Source organism: Pedobacter heparinus, from assembly GCF_032678725.1.
Classification (GTDB): domain Bacteria; phylum Bacteroidota; class Bacteroidia; order Sphingobacteriales; family Sphingobacteriaceae; genus Pedobacter; species Pedobacter heparinus_A.
The window spans coordinates 76,528-94,177 of record NZ_JAVTSC010000016.1 but is presented as its reverse complement, the minus strand read 5'-3'; the positions used below and the strand labels follow the sequence as shown (position 1 = coordinate 94,177).

Below are 17,650 nucleotides of genomic sequence, written 5' to 3'. Positions count from 1 at the left end.
CATGTACCTCCTCTTCTGTAAAAATAGCTGTGTTTTTTTGATACTGGTTTCATGATTAGATAAGGTATGCAGTTAATGAGTCCATAGTTTTTGTTTTAATCAGGAATTCGTGTAAATGGTGATGGCAGTGTTACCGGGAATGATGTATTCCAGGTTGCCATTGTTGACCAGTTTGGCTTTGAGCGGTTCTTTTTTCCCTTTGATCAATACTTCAAAGTCCGGGATTTTCTTTTGTGCTGTTTTTACCAGCATCATTCGGCAGGTGATTCTCTCATCTCCAAGTATTTTAAAGCTGATGTTTTTACCCTTTCTTGCGTTAAATCCTGAGGTAGGGTAATCGGTATAGATCATGAAAGGTTTACCTGGAATTTGAAGGTAATGGCGGGGAAGAATACCAAAGGCATTACCTGCACCATATACTTCCTGGCCAACAGTGCCTGATTTCAGCCAGCCGTCCTGCAGGTCTTCCAGGGCGATCCAAAGCTTCGGATCAACTTCTCCGATCTTGGGTTTTTCTTCCAGCATGTCTGCAGGCAGCATTGTTGGGTAGTAATACACCGCACGGTCTACCAGGTAGCGGATGTACTCGGCGATGAGCAGTTTTACAGAAGGAAGTATATCTACACCTTCAGCGTGCTTCAGGTAATCGTGGAAAGCACAAAAAACTTCCTGTTCTTCGTAAACAGCAGTGTAAGGGGCGTCTTTGAGCGGATAGAGGGAGAAAAATTTCGGAAAGTGTTTTCCGTATCCATAGTTACAGTCCCATAGCTGAACGTTCCGGAATATTCCGGCCAGACACATATAACTCAGGTTAAGATACAGTTCATTTTTAGTGATTTTATACAGCCGAAGTAATGCTCCGGACGAGAATGCGGTATTGTTGGCCTGGTAGAAGATCTCAAAACCCAGGCCTTGTAAGGTCTTCGCGGCTTTCTCGGCCTCGTTTAAATAACGCTGTTCGCGGGTAAGCTCCCAGGCCTGGAGCATGACATGTGCATAAATTCCTGCCACATCTTTTTCACCTCCTTTTCCTTCAGCGGTTTCTGCTTTGACCACCTCTAAGGTATCCATCTTATAAAATACGGGCCATCGGTATTTAAAATGATGTGCTACTTTGATGGCAAAATCCAATGAATCCAGGAATAGTTTTTTCGCGATCTGATCTCCTTTCAAAGCCAGCCTGGAAAGGTTGAGCAGGGGATGGTGCAGGTACCAGGAATCCATAACTTTTGGTACTTTTTGTTCTTCCTCGCCTTTGAGTTTGTCTTCTGCGGCGGGTAGCCAGCGCATGATGGTACCCAGTTTTTCGTCATAAAAGGAAGGCAGTCCTGCTTTTATAGTTTTCATAACTTCCAGCTGCTTTTTGCTCCACTCTACATAGTCGAGCAGGGGAAGTAAAACGGCGAGCTGTACCATGATTTCAGGCGGAGTTTCATAATCGCTAACGTATGCGTTGAAGTATTTGTGTCCGGCTACCTGTGACCAGCAGCCCGGGCTGTCGATCAGATCTTTGAGGCCATTGTCCAGAATATCAGGCCAGTGTTTGTATTCCGTTTCCGGCTTAGGAAGTAGCTGGTAAACTCTGGCCAGTAAATCCAGGTAGAGCCGTATCATGGCAGGCTCTTTATCCGTTACTTCTTCGCTGAAGGCGACGAAGGCATCGGAAAGGATGACCTCTTTTCCTGCTTTCAAAGGTTTATTTGAGGAAGGGAGGGAAAATCCTAGTTCCGGCCATGCTCCACCCACAGTATCTCCCAGGGAGGTTTCTGTTTGATCGGCATATTCAGATAAGGCGGTCAGGTTTTGAAGGTAAAGCAGCGTGGCTGATTTCGGTCTGATCTCACTCAGGTAAAGAAATCCTGTACGGGTGCCAAACTGGCTGGCATGGATTGTTCCTTCAGTTTGTTCAGGATTGTCGTTTTTCCCGTTAAACAAAATATCTTTTGGCCAGTTGGGTATCATCATTTCTTTAGCCGGGATTAAGCTTGTGGTATAACGCAGTACCGGCAGTTTCTCAGCCTGATCAATGGAGATAGTAATGCTTTGTTTACCGATAGCTGAGTTCAGTTTGAGTGCTATGCCTTGCTGGTGCGTACCTGTGCTTTTTACAACTTCCAGGTCGCTTCCGGGGCTGTATGCTGCCCGGAAGGCGGCGCGTCCACCATCGGGAAGTTCTGTCCGGATCCAGATGGAATCGGTAGTGGCGACCACTTTAAAACTAAAAGGATCTGCATACTTTTCAAATAATACTGATGTGTTGCCGGCCAGCTCGGTGCTTGCCGATACGGCCCATGGTGATAATGCATTCATAAAAAGCTTTAAATAAGGTTAAAAGTTTTCTCGTTGGAATGAATGGATTCCATAGGTATGGGCTATTTTGGTTGATCTATGCAGGACTTTCTGTTGTTGAACACCCCTTAGCGCCAGGCTAAGGGGGAGGGGAGCTTATCCTTGTTTATTCAGCTGCTGCCTGATCGTTGATGGAGTTGACCGCAATTTCTGTAAGGGCAACGTCTGTTGCTTTTTCGTTGTCAAGGGTAAATTGCAAAAGTTCAGCCACATCGGTATGTCCCATGTTTTGGGCAAAAACTACTAATGTGCCATAGGTCGCAATTTCGTAATGTTCTACCTTTTGGGCCGCAAGGATAAGTCCTGCGTCACGGATCATGGTATCAGCATCTGTATCTTCAATGATACTTTCGGCTTCTTTTAACAATCCCTCCATGGCATCACATTTTTTTGCCTGGGCTTTTTCATCCAGAAGCTGGAAAATCTGCTCCAAAGTTGCGATGTGGTTATTGGTTTCTTCTGTATGTTTTTCAAATGCGGCTGCCAGTTCTGGACTGGTTGCTGCTTTTTTCATTTTAGGGAGGGCTTTGGAAAGGTGTTTTTCTGCCCAGTAGATGTCTTTCAGTTCGTCCACGAAGAATTCATGGAATTCTGAATTTTCCATTTTCCCTGTTTTTGATTTTGTGGCGGTTTTTGCGCCGGTTTTTGTTGTAGTTGCCATAATTTTAGTTTTTCATGAGTTAAATGTTCGTTATTTCAATGCTGCATTACAATCAACTGCGGGGAAATAACCAGCGGTCTTAAAATTTGTTTGAGCTTTTTTTAAAAGGGTAATTTTTACTGAGAATTATAGCTGAATTGAAATGCTGATACTCGTTTAACATTGGCCGCACGAGATTGTTTTGGTTTTGTTCGTTGCTTTTTTAGCAAGGGATTTAAAACTTTTTGCTGCTACAGCGGTTAATGCCTTTGTCTATTATATATCTAATTTTCAAGACTATGAAATCTAAAAGCAAGATACCGCTGCAGTTGGCGGGATGATGGAGGTTGATCTGGGTAAACTGGCACTTGAAAAGTTTTCCAACGAGCAGGTTAAAAATTTGCCGCGCAAATGGTTGCCGACCATACCAAAGCCAATTTAGATCAGCGACTAGTTTAAGAGGGGAGATTAAGGATTTTGTTGCCCGTACGCTTCCGGTTTTGGAAAAACACCACCAGATGGCAACCCAGATCAATGTTTCGCTAAAATGAAATTTAGGATGCAAATTAATGATAGTGATGAATAAGAAAGTTGAGCACGAGAAAATTACATTTAAGGGTATCTGGAAAGTGGTAAAGGAAACCTTTACAGGATTTAGCGAACATAAGGTGACCAAGCTGAGTGGATCGCTGGCGTATTACACTGTTTTTTCCATGGCGCCGCTGTTGGTGGTGATCATCTCTTTATGTGGTTTATTTCTGGGCAAGGAAGCCGCCCAGGGAGAGATTTATCATCAGCTGGCTGGTTTTATGGGTAAAGAAACCGCATTGCAGCTTCAGGAGATTGTTTCAAAAGCCGCCATTGGAGATAAGGACAGGATTGCTTTTATCGTAGGGATCGTGACCTTGCTCATTGGGGCAACAACTGTATTTGCTGACATTCAGGAATCTATCAATACAATATGGGGGCTTAAACCCAAGCCCAAACGCGGATGGTTAAAAATGCTACAGAACAGGTTCCTTTCTTTTTCTGTGATCGTTAGTTTGGGTTTCATTTTATTGGTTTCATTAGCGATCACAACGATACTTGATGGTTTTAGCACCCGGCTTCAGGCCAGGTTTTCTGATGTCTCTGTGGTGTTGTTCTACATACTGAACCAACTGTTGACCCTGGTGTTGATATCGCTTATTTTTGCGGTGATCTTTAAAGTGTTGCCCGATGCGATCATCAAATGGCGGGATGTGTTGTCCGGGGCAGTAGTGACTGCCATTTTGTTTATGCTCGGCAAATTTGCGATTTCTATTTATATCGGTCAAAGTGATGTAGGCAGTACCTATGGAGCGGCAGGATCGTTGGTTATTTTATTGCTGTGGACTTATTATTCATCGATAATTTTGTATTTGGGTGCGGAGTTTACCAAAGCCTATGCTGTTGCTTACGGTTCAGAGATCCTCCCTTCGCATTATGCGGTGACAACTAAGGAAATTGAAGTGGAAACCGGTCATAATTCTGTTCAGGAAAATGCCTCGTCCCGAAACCGTGGGAGGTGATGGTGGCTAAAACTTTACCTATGCGCACGGTATCTACCTAGCTTTTTAAATCCAAAGACTATTGCCAATTGGCGGCCACCTGCTGTTATGGAACTCGGGGAATTCTGATCGTATACGTATTTAACGCAAAAAGCAGGGGCAGACTAACAGCAAAACCAGTATTAGTTCGAAAAACATAGGGAGTTTTCTAGTGTTTTTTAATCAACTAATACTCATCAATTTATGAATTCCACTAATTTTAGCACCAGAATTTGCGACTGCCGCGCGCAGTTAATGCAATCTGCACTGCAGTTTACCCGTAACAATGATGATGCGGATGACCTGGTACATGATACTTTGCTTAAAGCGATCCGTTATGAAAGCAAGTTCGAAGAGGATAGTAATCTGAAGGGCTGGCTATTCACTATAATGAAAAATACATTCATCAACAATTACAAGTCCCTTGGCAGAAGATCGGTGGTTTTTATCAGGAATATAGATCCATGGCTATATCCCATCACGGAAAGTACTTCAGTGAACCAGGGTGAAGCTAAAATGGTGAGCGAGGATATTTCCAAAGCTCTCGAAAACTTGCAGCCTGCCTATGCAATTCCCTTTGTCATATATTTTCAAGGGTATCGCTACCACGAGATTGCCGAGCAGATGAACATACCGATTGGCACCCACCTTTCAAGATATCAAATGTTTTTTGCCCGAACAATTTTGCAGGGGTGATGTTTAACCTAGAAAACTACAGCTATGAAGTACGGAAAACAATTGAAAAAGATGATGGCCTGCAATGATCATAACTCTACAATGGTCGGTATTGCTCTGATTGGAGGGCTTGCCGTTGGCGCCGCGCTGGCGGTACTTTTTGCACCTAAAAAGGGGAGTGATTTACGGGAGGGGATCGCTGACAGTGGCAGACAGGTAAGCGGGACGCTTGCAGAATTGATGGATGCCATAAAAGCAAAATTTGGCGGAGGGGATACGGTTGAACCAGAAGTGTTGCTGGGCGCCGCCGAGATGAATCATACTGCTACGCCGGTTAAAAGACCCAAATCTGATATCGGGGAGCTTTTGCATGAAGCACATAAAGAAGGTCATTTTCCTGAACAGCACGTTTAAGTGTATGCATTTTAATTACCTTTAATTATGCAAGAGACCAATAAACCGCAGAATGAAGGCAGCGGGCAGCAGAGAAGCGAGCAGGAAATGAGTGCGGAGATTAAGGGCCAGGAAATCCTGATCGCAAAGCTCCGCCTGGCAGAAGAGCGTAGTGCTATGCTGGCTGCTATTGTAGATTCTTCGGATGATGCGATCATCAGCAAGGACCTGAACGGTTTTGTGACAAGCTGGAATGCAGCAGCGGAACGGATATTCGGATATTCGGCTGCTGAAATGATTGGGACTTCTATTACCAAGCTGATCCCTACAGACCGTACAGAAGAAGAGTCGCTTATACTCAGCAAGCTTCGCAGGGGAGAGCGTGTGCAATACTTCCATACCAAACGATTGACCAAATCGGGTGCTTTAATTGATGTTTCGCTGACCATTTCGCCAGTAAAAGATCAAAAAGGTTCAATTATAGGTGTTTCAAAAATTGCCCGGGACATTACCGATCTGATTGAAGCGGAAAAACAGAGCGCGATGCTTTCTGCAATTGTTTCGTATTCTGATGATGCCATTATCAGTAAGGATCTTAACAGCATTGTGACCAGTTGGAACAATGCTGCCGAACGTATTTTTGGGTACACTGCTGCAGAAATGATCGGGCAGTCTATTGTGAAGCTGATCCCTCCAGACCGTTTGCAAGAGGAACCTAATATTATAGCACGGTTGAAGAGCGGGCAGCGGGTAGACCATTTTGAGACCAAACGGCTCACTAAGTATGGGAAACTTCTGGATGTTTCGCTGACGATTTCTCCGGTGATGGATTTAACCGGAAGAATTATAGGAATTTCTAAAATAGCCAGAGACATTACGGATAAAAAGCAGGAAGAGCAGCGTAAGAACGATTTTATTGCAATAGTGAGCCATGAGCTAAAAACACCGCTTACCTCTATGCGCTCTTATATACAACTAGCCCTGTCCAAGGCAGTTAAGGGGTCGGATAACTTTACCGAAAACTTATTGAAGCGTGCAGAGACCCAAACTGGCAAAATGACGACCTTGATCCAGGACTTTTTGAACCTTTCCAGGTTGGAAGAGGGAAAAATGTCACTTAATCTGTCCGCGTTTTATTTAGCTGAGCTTATGGAAGAAGTGCTGGGTGATATCTTGACGCTGACCACTTCTCATCAGATTAATTATGAGCCTTGTGCTGAAGTATCCATTACAGCTGATCGGGAAAAGATCGGTCAGGTGTTGACCAATCTTTTGGGAAATGCAATTAAGTATTCCCCTGAAGGTTCTGCCATTATAGTCCGGTGTATGCTAAATAAGGAATCGGTGCAGTTTAGCGTAATTGACCAGGGATATGGCATTCCGGTAGCGGATCAGGCCAGGCTGTTTGAAAGATTTTACAGGGTAGATACTGAGCGTCAGCATCATGTATCTGGGTTTGGCATTGGCCTTTATCTTGTTTCCGAAATAATCAAACTACACGGTGGAGAGATCAAGGTACAAAGTGAGCTGGGAAAAGGTTCGGCTTTTTCTTTTGTACTTCCCGCTGGGCCGGAATAGTTAAAAGGTGTTTCGGGACCGGGGAAAGCCTATTTCCCGGTTTCCATGTCCGGGGCATCAACTGGTTTGGATTCAGGAGAGCCTTTCTGTCTCAGGTATATGGTCAGGAACACAATGGAAGCGACCGAAAGAAATTCGCTCTGCCAGTTTTGAAAAGTCTCAAACCAGAACTCTGCTTGTGCCAGGTAAGCTGTTACGCTTTCTTTTGGAAGATGTTTAGCCAGTTGTTCAACGTTGTGGTTCTGCCAGCTGCCGTACAAGTGCATGGCCCAACTGAAGAAGAATAAAAGCCCGAAACAAATGGAGAGCGAATTGCTATAGAGCTTTAAGATCCAGCCACCTTTGCGTACTGCCCATGGCGCATCCTTAGACGGCTTTGGTTCCCGGTCAACCTCTTCGGGCTCATCCAGGCTTTTGGACTCCGCTGAACCAATCTGGCGCAAAGATACGGTCAGTAAAACGTATAAGGCCATTTGCAGGAATTCGCTTTCGAAGTTTTCGAAGGTGGCAGAAATGAAATGCCCGCTTTGCAGGTAGGTTGTTAAGCCAATTTCCGGCGCATGGTCTTCATGGAGATCCTGGTTGTGTTTTTTCCAGCCGGTGAGTGCCTGTGCGGCTAGGGTAGCTATAAATAAACATAAGAAGACAATAGTCAGGCCATTGCGGTAAAAGAAGCTATGTTTAGTTGGATTTTTCATGATCGAGACTATAGCATTTGGGTCCGGTACAGCATGACTGTATTGAGCAATGCTTCATTACAATCAACTGCGGGGAAATAACCAGCAGCGCTAAAAAATGTTTGAACTTTTTTTAAAAAGATAATTTCTCTGGGAACTTTTGCTGAAGCGTAATGCTGATTTGTTAAAACTGGAAAAAGCTATGCAACAAGACCCACAAAAAATGCGGCTCTTGTTGCATAAATTGAATCGTAGTAGTTCTACTTATTTTTTAATTCTTCACGGACTTTGGCAACAAAGTCCACTGTAACTTCTGCAACATCGGCTGCCTGTTCATCGGAAAGGCCAAGTTTTACAATTAGGTTTTCTACGAAGGTATGATTTTTCCGGGCTTCACCCTTTTCAATTCCCTTTTCAATTCCTTCATCAAGGATTTGTTCTCTTACTGCTTCCATTATGCCCATAGTAATGTTTCCTTCAAATAAAGTGGTTAGTTCCTGATCAAATATACATTTTAACTTTTTATCGGTCAAAGGGATCAGCTGATCCATAAAGTATAAAAACGCACCGATTTTTTCGTAATCGAACTTTTTGCTGGCAGCCAGAGCCCTCGCAATTTTCATTCTGGTATTTAATAATCCGTCCTGGACTTCATCATCATATATTGCTTCCTGCTGCGCGGCAATAATTACCAGTGCAAAGGGATTGTCCATATCAAGCAGTTCTTCTTCTGTATGATTAAAGATCTGGGCTGGATTTCGTGAAGTTCGGTATTCATCCATTCAAAACCTTTGCCCATGTCAAAGATCTCATCAGCATTGGGGTAAAAAAAACGCAGTACATATGAAAAAAGTCTTCAACCGCACCTTTGAGTAAGGCATCGTTTTTTTTACGAGGCTTTGGTACTCGTTTCTTTTTTAGTTTTGGCCGGTTTGCAGTGCTGGTTTGTTCTGGCATAAAAAGCTTTAGTATTTATGATGCCAAGCTCTATATCTCCGGTTGTAAATGGTTTAAAATAATCAGCTTATTTAACTGAATTTTTAGGGGTTTTCGGAATTTAATTTGGTGATTACGTATGACGCTCGATATCTGCGCCCATTTTATTGTATGGTTTTTCCAGAAAACCTTTTGATCTGGATTTATTGTACCGGGTGCTTCGGAAATACGTTCCTGAAAAGGGAAACATTCTGCATGACAAAATGTAATAAAGTAAAGGTTGGGCATAATTTAGTTCAAAACATAATGCCAATCCAGGGGTTACTATAACAACCTATGATAAACACGATGAACAAAGGATTAATTGCAAAAACAACTATTGACATTCTGGTCCCAATTACAAAAGTTTGGGATGCACTGGTTACGCCAGAAACCATCAAAAAGTATATGTTCGGCACTGAAGTGATTTCTGATTGGGAAAAGGGTGGCCCCATTACCTGGAATGGTGTATGGAAAGATAAACCCTACCAGGATAAAGGAACTATCCTTAAGATAGAGCCACCAAAACTCCTGCAATACACGCATTATAGCCCGCTCTCTGGAGAGAAAGATATCCTGGAAAATTACCATACCCTCACCTACGAACTTGCTGACATGGGTGGCCATACCCGGGTTTCGCTATCTCAGGACAATAATGCTGATGAAGAAGCGAAGCAGCATTCGCTAAAAATGTGGGAAGCCATGCTGGAGGAATTAAAAAAGGCATTGGAATAATAAGGGCATTATTACCCTATCCAGGATAACAATGCCTTAACCAAAATTATTAAACTTAGCGTAACATCGTTCTATTTTACCAGGTATGAATTGGACAGAACTAATGTTATGAGCGGCGAATTTATTAAGGATTGAATGATGAACCGTGTTGTGCATGTAGTATTTTGAATATGCTTATCATTTTGTTACAAGCTGTATTCTGGTTAATATGGCATTGGAAAATGTAGAGCTGGAAATCAGCTTTCCAATTTTTATTCTGCTTTTTGCTTGTGTTGGATTTTTATCCAAAATATTATGTGGTTTTATTGTTTAAAATTGCGCGTGTAAACGGAAATTGAAGTGCCTCCTTGTTATTGGGTATCCTGTTTCTATTTTTGATTGTCTCCACTCCAGGGACTGATTGTAATATGAGGCAGTTAAAAATTTCGCAAAGCATTACCAACCGCCATGAGGCTAGTGTGAACCGGTACCTTGTTGAGGTTTCGCATATTGACCTGATTAATGCCGAGGAAGAAGCCAGATTGGGTGAGTTGATGGCAGCTGGTGATACGGTTGCTTTACATAAATTGATTAATGCGAACCTGCGTTTTGTGGTTTCTGTGGCGAAACAATATCAAAACAGGGGATTGGTATTGTCGGACCTGATCATGGAAGGGAATCTTGGGCTGATTAAAGCGGCAAATAGGTTTGACCATACCAAAGGTTTTAAATTTATTTCGTTTGCTGTAAACTGGATCAGGCAAAGTATTTTACAGGCTATCGCGGAGCAGAAGCGGGTAGTACGGTTGCCTGGCAACCGGCTAAATGATATTCATAACCTCACAAAGGCGGCAACGCGATTGGAACAGCTTTTGGAAAGACCGGCTTCTGTTGGGGAGCTGGCAGAGGAATTGGGCTTTAAGGAAGCTCGGGTGATGGAGTTGTTTACCATTGGTATGGCTACATCATCGCTGGACAGGCAATTGGGATCGGAGGAAAACAACTGCCTTTTGGATATGCTGAAGGATGATAATGCGTTGTGCCCGGAGCGGGGTTTGATGACTGGTTCTTTATCAACGGATATTGTCAGAATTTTAAATAAGCTCCCTGTTAAAGAGCAACTGGTATTAAAGTATACTTATGGTATTGATGGTTACCCGGAATTGAGTAGTGATGATATTGCTGAGCACCTGAAGGTAACGAAAGAACGTATAAGACAATTGAAAACAAGGGCAATTGAGCGGCTGAAGCGGGATATTTTGAGCAGGTGTGTTAAAGAGTATATTGGATAATTAAGCATCTCGCTTCTGAGGCTGCATAATTTGGCATTGAAGAAATGCCAAAAGAAGCTATGCCTCTTCAGCGAATGCAGAATTATTACTCAATTGCAGGGTGCAGAGTTAGGATACAGATTTTTTATTAATTCCTTATGCCGACGGAAAATTTTCCTCGTTACTGTTGTTAACGTGTTTTTCAATTTTCTCAGTTAGCTTCTTTAAATTCTCCTGGGCAAGCTTGTGCTTTTCTTTGATCTCCCTGGATTTTTGAAGCAACTGCTCTGTTATCTCTTTATTGGTAGGTGTTTTTTCAGTCGATTCTTGCTGTTCCATAAGCAGGGCTTTTACTAAAGCTACATATTAATGGTCTTATAAAATAATGATTATTAATAAGTTAATGCAAATTTAGTATTACGTGGGATAACTGGGTTAATGGCTTATCTTCGTCTTGTCCAAGAACCGCGGCATTTAGCTGGTATACTTTCTTTTTTTGGCTTATCAATAAAGAAAATTAAACTTAAAACCCCTTCTTTACTGGATAAGGCTATTTCTGTCATCCAGCGCATAGCGAAGGATCTTACCGTGAAAGGCCGTGTGGTGGATGAAACAGGGAAACCCCTCCCAAACGCAAATATCCGGGTAAAAGGGAAAAATGCTGTTACGAATACTAACCAGAATGGGGAGTTCAGCATTCCTGATGTACCAGAGGATGCAGTACTGCTAATCAGGTATGTAGGCTATAAAGAACTGGAAATTCCATTAAAAGAACCGCGCAGTGTCTTATCACCTGACGGAAACTGTAATAGGAGATGCCCCCGATTACCATATCGATTTTAAAAAGCCATATTCAGTAGGGGGAGTTATTGGTATCCTGGATACTCGAGGTACTATGTTTAGTAAATGCAGTATTGAGCATAAAATGGGATAACGGGCCAGCATCTGTATTTTGCAATGATGATTGACCAGGCCAGCTTTATCATTTACAATCCGGCAAAAGAAGCCTTTGTTACTTTTTGTGATGTCGCTGCGTGCCATGAAAAGGAAGCGGTATTGCAGTTGCCCGAAGATTTTGCAGGCGACACGGTACATTGCTGGCAGCACATTGTAAATGCAAAGGGAGATGCGGTGAGTACATCGGTCTATTTGGGGGAGGTAACGGTAGGGTGACGCCGGGGAGAAGTAGTTTTTGGTGCTAATTTGGTTGATCAAATAGCTAAACGCGCAGAATTTATCTAAGAATAGAGTCCATATCTTCACTCGATGAAACCGACATTGATACCGCGAACGACCAAACCTATTCTTACAATTGTACTTTTTTTTGCCTGTGTAATTCCGGCGCATGCACAAACCATGGACGAGATGTGGGACAGCCGGTCATCTGCCCAGGATCATCCCAATATCCAGTGGTTCAAAGATGCCAAATTTGGTATGTTTATCCATTGGGGCCTGTATGCCAAGCTGGCGGGCGAATGGAAAGGTAAACGGTATTATGGCAGCGGAGAATGGATCATGAGCCAGGCAAGGATTCCCGTTTCGGAATATAAAAAAGTGGCCCATACCTTCAACCCGGTAAAATTTAATGCCGAAGAATGGGCCCAGCTGGCACAGGATGCCGGTATAAAGTACATGGTGATCACCGCCAAGCACCATGAGGGTTTTGCGATGTACGATTCTAAAGTAACGGATTTTGATATTGTTGAGGCTACTCCTTATAAAAAAGACCCGATGAAAGCGCTTGCGGTGGCAAATGCCAAAAGAGGCATTCAGTTTGGTTTTTATTATTCACAGTTCCAGGACTGGTATGAGCCAAACGGTGGAAAAAACAGCTGGGATTTCGACGAATCTAAAAAAGATTATCAGAAGTATTACAGAGAAAAGGCCATACCGCAGTTAAAAGAACTACTTACCAATTACGGCCCTTTGGGTATCGTATGGTTTGATACCCCAGGTGGAATGACCAAAGCACAGACCCAGGCTTTTGTAAACGATCTGCGTGTGCTGCAGCCAAAAAGTCTGTTTAGCAGCCGGGTAGGGCATGGATTGGGTGACTACAGGGATTTCGGTGATTCGGAAGTGCCTGCTACACCTATTAAGGGTGCATGGGAGTCTATTTATACGCACAACGATTCCTGGGGCTATATTAAACACGATATGAATTTTAAAACTCCTGCAGAAATCATCAGTTTGCTGGCCAATGTGGCCTCAAAAGGTGGAAATCTGATGCTGAACGTGGGACCAGATGGGGAAGGCAGCATTCCCGAATATTCGGTAAAGTTTTTAAGGGAAACCGGGAAATGGCTGGCTAAAAATGGAGAGAGTATTTATGGCTCTACTTATGGCTTGGTTCCGGCACAGCCCTGGGGTGTAAGCACTTCTAAGCCAGGAAAACAATATTTGCATGTAATCAACCGACCTGAAAAGGGACAATTGCTGGTTCCTGGTTTTAAAGGAAAGGTAACTAAGGTTTATATGCTGGCTGGTCAGAAACAACTGAACTGGAAAAATGAAGGCAATGACATCTGGATAGATTTACCTGCCTTTGATGCAGATGCTGCAAATACGGTCTGTGTGATGGAGTATTGGGGTAAAGTTCCTGATTATGATTTGAATGTGCCGGTTACTGTTTCTAATCAATATCCGGAGAATACGGTAGAAGCTACCTTTGCCAGGCTTAAAGGTGCTGCGAAAATCCAAAGCTTAACCTACAGTCATTATTATGGAGACTGGAAGCATACCATTTGCGTAACGGATCTGAAAGAAATTAAAGATGAAGTTGATTTTAACATCAGGGTCACAGAACCCGGTGTTTATAAGATCGCATTGGAGTATTCCTGCGCGCCGGAAAGTGCCAGACAGGAAGGAAGTATGAAGGTGAATGGTCAGGAGTTTTTATTCCGTACGCTACGTACTTCGGAATTTGACAAAAAGGCGCCGTTGCCCTTTATTAAGCATGTGATTGCAACAACTACTTTTAACAAAGCCGGTGAATATAAGATCAGCATTCAGCCCCTGCAAAACGGTACGGAATTATTTAAGCTAAAATCTGTTATACTGGAGCCTGTGAAATAGCAAAAGACCGTACAGGTCCGGTATTTAAGAATTTCCCCCCATTCCTTTAAGATTTTAACCCCTGTTCTATTTAGTTCCAGCCTAATTTAGCCTTACCAAATATGAAGTTAAGCAGACATGCACAATGTCTTTAACCTGTGAGCTAAACAAGTTTCGGACAAAACCTGTCGCCTAGTATTTGGTCAGTTAACTAAACCAATTTAACCTAACCAAATATATTGATTATGAAAGCACAACTACTTAAAGTATCAATGGAGCCTGCACAATCCTTTAGTGTAAGGCAAGATCTGGAGCCTTCTATTAATAATAAATGGCACTACCACCAGGAAATTGAATTGATCTATTTTAACAAAGGAGATGGTACGCAGTTTATCGGCGACAGCATTAAACGCTTTAAATCCGGAGACATTGTTTTACTGGGTGCTAACCTGCCACATTACTGGAGGTTTGATGAGGCCTATTTTACAACCGATACCAAACCTGCATCGGCTGATGTGAGGGTTGCCCATTTTAGTGAAAATCTTTTTGGCGATTGTTTTTTAAACCTTCCGGAAAATAAACTACTGAAGGATATATTGGAGAAAGCAAAAAGAGGGGTAAAGGTAACCGGCAAAAATAAGGCTGTTGTAGCCAATTTAATTACCAGGATGTTGAAAGCCGAAGGAACAGAGCGGATCATTATCCTGATGCAGGCATTGGTAGAGATTGCCAAATCTGGTGAGCTGGAAGTGCTTTCCTCGGTAGGTTTCCATTATGACCTGGAGATGATCGAGAAAGACCGGATCAATGACATTTACGATTATACCTACGCCAATTTCAAAAATAAGATCTATCTGGAAGAGATTGCCGAGGTGGCCAGGATCAGTCCCAATTCTTTCTGTCGCTATTTTAAATCGCGTACGCGTAAAACCTACTCGCAGTTCTTAATAGAAGTTAAGGTAGGGCAGGCCTGTAAATTGCTCATCGAGCACAGCTTAAACCTGAAACAGGTATGTTATAACAGCGGGTTTAACAATTTTGCCAGTTTCCATAAATGTTTTAAAAAGATTACCGGCAAAAGTCCATTGTGTTACCAAAAAGAATTCGTTAGCGCCTGCGCTTAATTAATTATGGTCTGTTTCAGACATCTGATGCAAGTCAGCCTGGCATTGTTATGCCAAGATAGTTGATCAATAAGCTAATCGTGCGAAACAATAATAGCAGGTTTATGATCAATTTAGCATTGGTCATAAACCTGCGCCAAAATTATGTTTTTATTTATAGTATAAGAGAGTGAAGAGAGTTAAGCTGGTATTTTTTTTAGGATTGCTGCTATGCAGTCAGTTCATTTTTGCGCAGAACAGGCAAAGATTAATCAACGATTGGGAATATTTAAAGGGAGATCTGGGGGGAATATGGGAAGCCGTTAGGCCTGTAAAAGAAGGGAACCCTGAAAGTGTACCCCTATGGGAGAAGGTTAGTTTGCCGCATTGCTTTAATGCGCTTGATGCGGTTGACCCGGATGTGAATTATTACCAGGGCCCAGGCTGGTACCGTACACTGCTGGCGGTAAATAATCCGTATACCGATGGCAGGATCTTGTTACATTTTGAAGGGGCAGGCCAAAAAACACAGGTGTATATTTATGATCAGAAGGTGGCATCGCATGTGGGTGGTTATGATGAATGGACAGCTGATATCACTGATGCAATAAATGCCTTTAAAAAAAATCCGGCCTTTCAAACACAGTTTAAGGGTAAAATTCCCTTGTCCATCAGGTGCGATAATTCGCGCGACCTGGAAATGATCCCTTCCAGCCTTTCAGATTTTAATGTGTACGGCGGACTGTACCGTTATCTGAACCTGGTATATACACCAAAAGTGGCTATAGACAAGATTTTTGCAGCTGCAAGCGTAGACGCTAAAGGCGCTTTGGGGAAATTAAATATTTCAGGACGCCTCCTGAATCCGGATGGGATAGATACGGTTTCGGTAAAAATAGCCGTTAAAGATCCTGAAGGAAAGGTGGTGGCCAGCTGGCAAAACCAGATCAAGGCTTTTCACGGAGATAAAGACCTTTGGGAAACTACCCTGAAAAATCCAAAACTATGGTCGCCTGAATCATCTGCTTTATACACCGTTGAAACCAGTATTACTGCAAAAGGGGATACACATGTACAGGAAGAAAAGATTGGTTTCCGGAACTTTGAGTTTGTGAAAAAAGGACCTTTTATGCTGAACGGCAAAAGATTGCTGTTGAGGGGAACGCACCGTCATGAAGACCATGCAGGTGTGGCAGCGGCCATGACAGAAGGTATGATCCGTGAGGAAATGCAGCTGATGAAGGATATGGGCGTAAATTTTATCCGTTTGGGTCATTACCAGCAGTCTAGGATCGTATTGAATTTATGCGATAGCCTGGGGATTATGGTCTGGGAAGAGATTCCCTGGTGCCGTGGCGGCCTGGGAGGGGATGGGTATAAAGACCAGGCCCGCAATATGCTGACCAATATGATCGAACAGCATTATAACCATGCGGCAGTGATCATATGGGGCCTGGGGAACGAGAACGACTGGCCTGGTGATTTCAATGAGTTTGATGAGCAGAAGATCAGGACTTTTATGAAAGAACTGAACGACAAGGCCCATAAACTGGACCCTTCGCGTAAAACGGCCATCAGGAGATGCGATTTCTGTAAAGATATTGTAGATGTCTATTCGCCTTCTATCTGGGCGGGTTGGTACAGAGGGATTTATACCGAATATAAGGAAGCCTCTAAAAAGGAATTTGACCGCGTAGATCATTTTCTGCACGTAGAATGGGGTGGGGACAGCCATGCCAGGCGGCATTCAGAAAGCCCGGATAAGGCATTGAGTTTAGTGAAAACCGGTCTGGGTGCAGATGAAAGGGATGGGGATGCCTCTTTATTTGGGGGCAGCGCAAGGGTATCGAAAGATGGTGATTGGAGCGAGAGTTATATCGTTAACCTGATAGACTGGCATTTAAAGGAGCAGGAAAACATGCCCTGGTTAACGGGAGCTGCTTACTGGCCTTTTAAAGATTTTTCAACACCGGTACGTCCGGATAATCCGGTTCCTTACATGAACCAGAAGGGGGTAATTGAAAGGGATTTTACTAAAAAAGAAGCTTATTATGTGTTCCAGTCTTACTGGACTAAAACACCGATGGTACATATTTACGGGCATTCCTGGCCGGTAAGGTGGGGAGATGCGGGGGAACAGAAGATGGTTAAAGTGTATTCCAACTGTGCTGAAGCTGAGTTGTTCCTGAATGGCAAAAGCATGGGTAAAAAGAAAAGGAACAGCCAGAACTACCCTGCTGCCGGTTTAAAATGGATGCTGAAATACAATGAAGGTAAAAATAACATTAAGGTTGTGGCTACAACGAAAGATGGCAAAACCGTTACGGATGAAATTGTGCAGGAATACCAGACGGCCAAATGGGACAAGCCTGTAAAGCTGGTCCTGGAAAAGGTTTCTATGCAGGATAACATTGCTGTGATACAGGTGAAACTGCTTGATAAAAATAATATATTGTGTTTAGATGCCCGCAATTATGTAACTTTTGGCTTAACGGGAGATGGGAAACTGGTAGCTGATCAAGGTACTTCTAACGGTTCTCGTAAAGTACAATTGTACAATGGCCGGGCTGTGATCAGCGTAGACCTGAATAAGGGTAAAAGTGTAGCGAGTGTTAAAGTAGAGGGCATCCCTTCTGCATTTGTAGAACTTTAA

General features: G+C 43.0%; 16 protein-coding genes. 11 read left to right on the top strand and 5 right to left on the bottom strand.

Features of this window, described 5'->3' with window-relative positions; all coding sequences use genetic code 11:
- Positions 1-99: 99 nt before the first annotated feature.
- The gene (locus R2Q85_RS21080; RefSeq protein WP_316813775.1) at positions 100-2,310 is read right to left on the bottom strand and encodes a hypothetical protein; all 2,211 of its coding nucleotides are present in this window, start codon (positions 2,308-2,310) and stop codon (positions 100-102) included.
- A 145-nt stretch (positions 2,311-2,455) separates the two neighbouring features.
- Complete coding sequence (locus R2Q85_RS21075; protein ID WP_316813774.1) at positions 2,456-3,010, bottom strand: ferritin-like domain-containing protein; 555 nt, start codon at positions 3,008-3,010, stop codon at positions 2,456-2,458.
- A gap of 557 nt (positions 3,011-3,567) precedes the next feature.
- On the opposite strand from R2Q85_RS21075, the gene R2Q85_RS21070 reads away from it, so the two are divergent.
- The 4 genes from R2Q85_RS21070 (at position 3,568) to R2Q85_RS21055 (ending at position 7,203) form a co-directional block, all read left to right on the top strand.
- Entirely contained in the window at positions 3,568-4,539 is a 972-nt protein-coding gene (locus R2Q85_RS21070) for a YihY/virulence factor BrkB family protein (protein WP_316813773.1), read from the top strand.
- A 222-nt stretch (positions 4,540-4,761) separates the two neighbouring features.
- On the top strand, positions 4,762-5,253 hold the full coding sequence (locus tag R2Q85_RS21065) for an RNA polymerase sigma factor (RefSeq protein ID WP_316813772.1): 492 nt from the start codon (positions 4,762-4,764) through the stop codon (positions 5,251-5,253).
- A 24-nt stretch (positions 5,254-5,277) separates the two neighbouring features.
- The gene (locus R2Q85_RS21060; protein ID WP_316813771.1) at positions 5,278-5,646 is read left to right on the top strand and encodes a YtxH domain-containing protein; all 369 of its coding nucleotides are present in this window, start codon (positions 5,278-5,280) and stop codon (positions 5,644-5,646) included.
- Between the two features lie 27 nt (positions 5,647-5,673).
- Complete coding sequence (locus R2Q85_RS21055) at positions 5,674-7,203, top strand: PAS domain S-box protein (RefSeq protein ID WP_316813770.1); 1,530 nt, start codon at positions 5,674-5,676, stop codon at positions 7,201-7,203.
- A gap of 29 nt (positions 7,204-7,232) precedes the next feature.
- Here R2Q85_RS21055 and R2Q85_RS21050 read toward each other — a convergent pair whose 3' ends face one another.
- Both R2Q85_RS21050 and R2Q85_RS21045 read right to left on the bottom strand, forming a co-directional pair.
- Positions 7,233-7,901, bottom strand: coding sequence for a DUF6766 family protein (locus tag R2Q85_RS21050; RefSeq protein WP_316813769.1), 669 nt, complete (start codon positions 7,899-7,901; stop codon positions 7,233-7,235).
- Positions 7,902-8,140: 239 nt separating this feature from the next.
- Positions 8,141-8,662 (bottom strand): hypothetical protein, encoded by a 522-nt coding sequence (locus R2Q85_RS21045; protein ID WP_316813768.1) that lies wholly within the window; start codon positions 8,660-8,662, stop codon positions 8,141-8,143.
- Positions 8,663-9,164: 502 nt separating this feature from the next.
- Here R2Q85_RS21045 and R2Q85_RS21040 point away from each other — a divergent pair.
- Together R2Q85_RS21040 and R2Q85_RS21035 are read left to right on the top strand one after the other, a co-directional pair.
- Positions 9,165-9,590, top strand: coding sequence for an SRPBCC family protein (locus tag R2Q85_RS21040; RefSeq protein WP_316813767.1), 426 nt, complete (start codon positions 9,165-9,167; stop codon positions 9,588-9,590).
- Between the two features lie 407 nt (positions 9,591-9,997).
- On the top strand, positions 9,998-10,861 hold the full coding sequence (locus tag R2Q85_RS21035; RefSeq protein WP_316813766.1) for an RNA polymerase sigma factor RpoD/SigA: 864 nt from the start codon (positions 9,998-10,000) through the stop codon (positions 10,859-10,861).
- Positions 10,862-10,996: 135 nt separating this feature from the next.
- Here the strand turns inward: R2Q85_RS21035 and R2Q85_RS21030 are convergent, their stop codons facing one another.
- The gene (locus tag R2Q85_RS21030; protein WP_316813765.1) at positions 10,997-11,179 is read right to left on the bottom strand and encodes a hypothetical protein; all 183 of its coding nucleotides are present in this window, start codon (positions 11,177-11,179) and stop codon (positions 10,997-10,999) included.
- Positions 11,180-11,278: 99 nt separating this feature from the next.
- On the opposite strand from R2Q85_RS21030, the gene R2Q85_RS21025 reads away from it, so the two are divergent.
- From R2Q85_RS21025 to R2Q85_RS21005, 5 genes are all read left to right on the top strand, one after another.
- Entirely contained in the window at positions 11,279-11,683 is a 405-nt protein-coding gene (locus R2Q85_RS21025; protein WP_316813764.1) for a carboxypeptidase-like regulatory domain-containing protein, read from the top strand.
- A gap of 114 nt (positions 11,684-11,797) precedes the next feature.
- On the top strand, positions 11,798-12,013 hold the full coding sequence (locus R2Q85_RS21020; protein WP_316813763.1) for a DUF6266 family protein: 216 nt from the start codon (positions 11,798-11,800) through the stop codon (positions 12,011-12,013).
- A 93-nt stretch (positions 12,014-12,106) separates the two neighbouring features.
- Positions 12,107-13,915 carry an alpha-L-fucosidase gene (locus R2Q85_RS21015; RefSeq protein WP_316813762.1) on the top strand — a complete coding sequence of 603 codons (1,809 nt, stop codon included), beginning with the start codon at positions 12,107-12,109 and terminating at the stop codon, positions 13,913-13,915.
- 224 nt (positions 13,916-14,139) lie between these two features.
- Positions 14,140-15,018 (top strand): AraC family transcriptional regulator, encoded by an 879-nt coding sequence (locus R2Q85_RS21010; RefSeq protein WP_316813761.1) that lies wholly within the window; start codon positions 14,140-14,142, stop codon positions 15,016-15,018.
- Positions 15,019-15,187: 169 nt separating this feature from the next.
- Entirely contained in the window at positions 15,188-17,650 is a 2,463-nt protein-coding gene (locus R2Q85_RS21005; RefSeq protein WP_410478903.1) for a glycoside hydrolase family 2 TIM barrel-domain containing protein, read from the top strand.

What these genes read in the sequence shown, in the direction of transcription:
- R2Q85_RS21080 (WP_316813775.1), bottom strand. Translation starts at nt 2,310, where the DNA reads ATGAATGCATTATCACCATGGGCCGTATCGGCAAGCACCGAGCTGGCC.
- R2Q85_RS21075 (WP_316813774.1), bottom strand. Translation starts at nt 3,010, where the DNA reads ATGGCAACTACAACAAAAACCGGCGCAAAAACCGCCACAAAATCAAAA.
- R2Q85_RS21070 (WP_316813773.1), top strand. Translation starts at nt 3,568, where the DNA reads ATGAATAAGAAAGTTGAGCACGAGAAAATTACATTTAAGGGTATCTGG.
- R2Q85_RS21065 (WP_316813772.1), top strand. Translation starts at nt 4,762, where the DNA reads ATGAATTCCACTAATTTTAGCACCAGAATTTGCGACTGCCGCGCGCAG.
- R2Q85_RS21060 (WP_316813771.1), top strand. Translation starts at nt 5,278, where the DNA reads ATGAAGTACGGAAAACAATTGAAAAAGATGATGGCCTGCAATGATCAT.
- R2Q85_RS21055 (WP_316813770.1), top strand. Translation starts at nt 5,674, where the DNA reads ATGCAAGAGACCAATAAACCGCAGAATGAAGGCAGCGGGCAGCAGAGA.
- R2Q85_RS21050 (WP_316813769.1), bottom strand. Translation starts at nt 7,901, where the DNA reads ATGAAAAATCCAACTAAACATAGCTTCTTTTACCGCAATGGCCTGACT.
- R2Q85_RS21045 (WP_316813768.1), bottom strand. Translation starts at nt 8,662, where the DNA reads ATGGATGAATACCGAACTTCACGAAATCCAGCCCAGATCTTTAATCAT.
- R2Q85_RS21040 (WP_316813767.1), top strand. Translation starts at nt 9,165, where the DNA reads ATGAACAAAGGATTAATTGCAAAAACAACTATTGACATTCTGGTCCCA.
- R2Q85_RS21035 (WP_316813766.1), top strand. Translation starts at nt 9,998, where the DNA reads ATGAGGCAGTTAAAAATTTCGCAAAGCATTACCAACCGCCATGAGGCT.
- R2Q85_RS21030 (WP_316813765.1), bottom strand. Translation starts at nt 11,179, where the DNA reads ATGGAACAGCAAGAATCGACTGAAAAAACACCTACCAATAAAGAGATA.
- R2Q85_RS21025 (WP_316813764.1), top strand. Translation starts at nt 11,279, where the DNA reads ATGGCTTATCTTCGTCTTGTCCAAGAACCGCGGCATTTAGCTGGTATA.
- R2Q85_RS21020 (WP_316813763.1), top strand. Translation starts at nt 11,798, where the DNA reads ATGATGATTGACCAGGCCAGCTTTATCATTTACAATCCGGCAAAAGAA.
- R2Q85_RS21015 (WP_316813762.1), top strand. Translation starts at nt 12,107, where the DNA reads ATGAAACCGACATTGATACCGCGAACGACCAAACCTATTCTTACAATT.
- R2Q85_RS21010 (WP_316813761.1), top strand. Translation starts at nt 14,140, where the DNA reads ATGAAAGCACAACTACTTAAAGTATCAATGGAGCCTGCACAATCCTTT.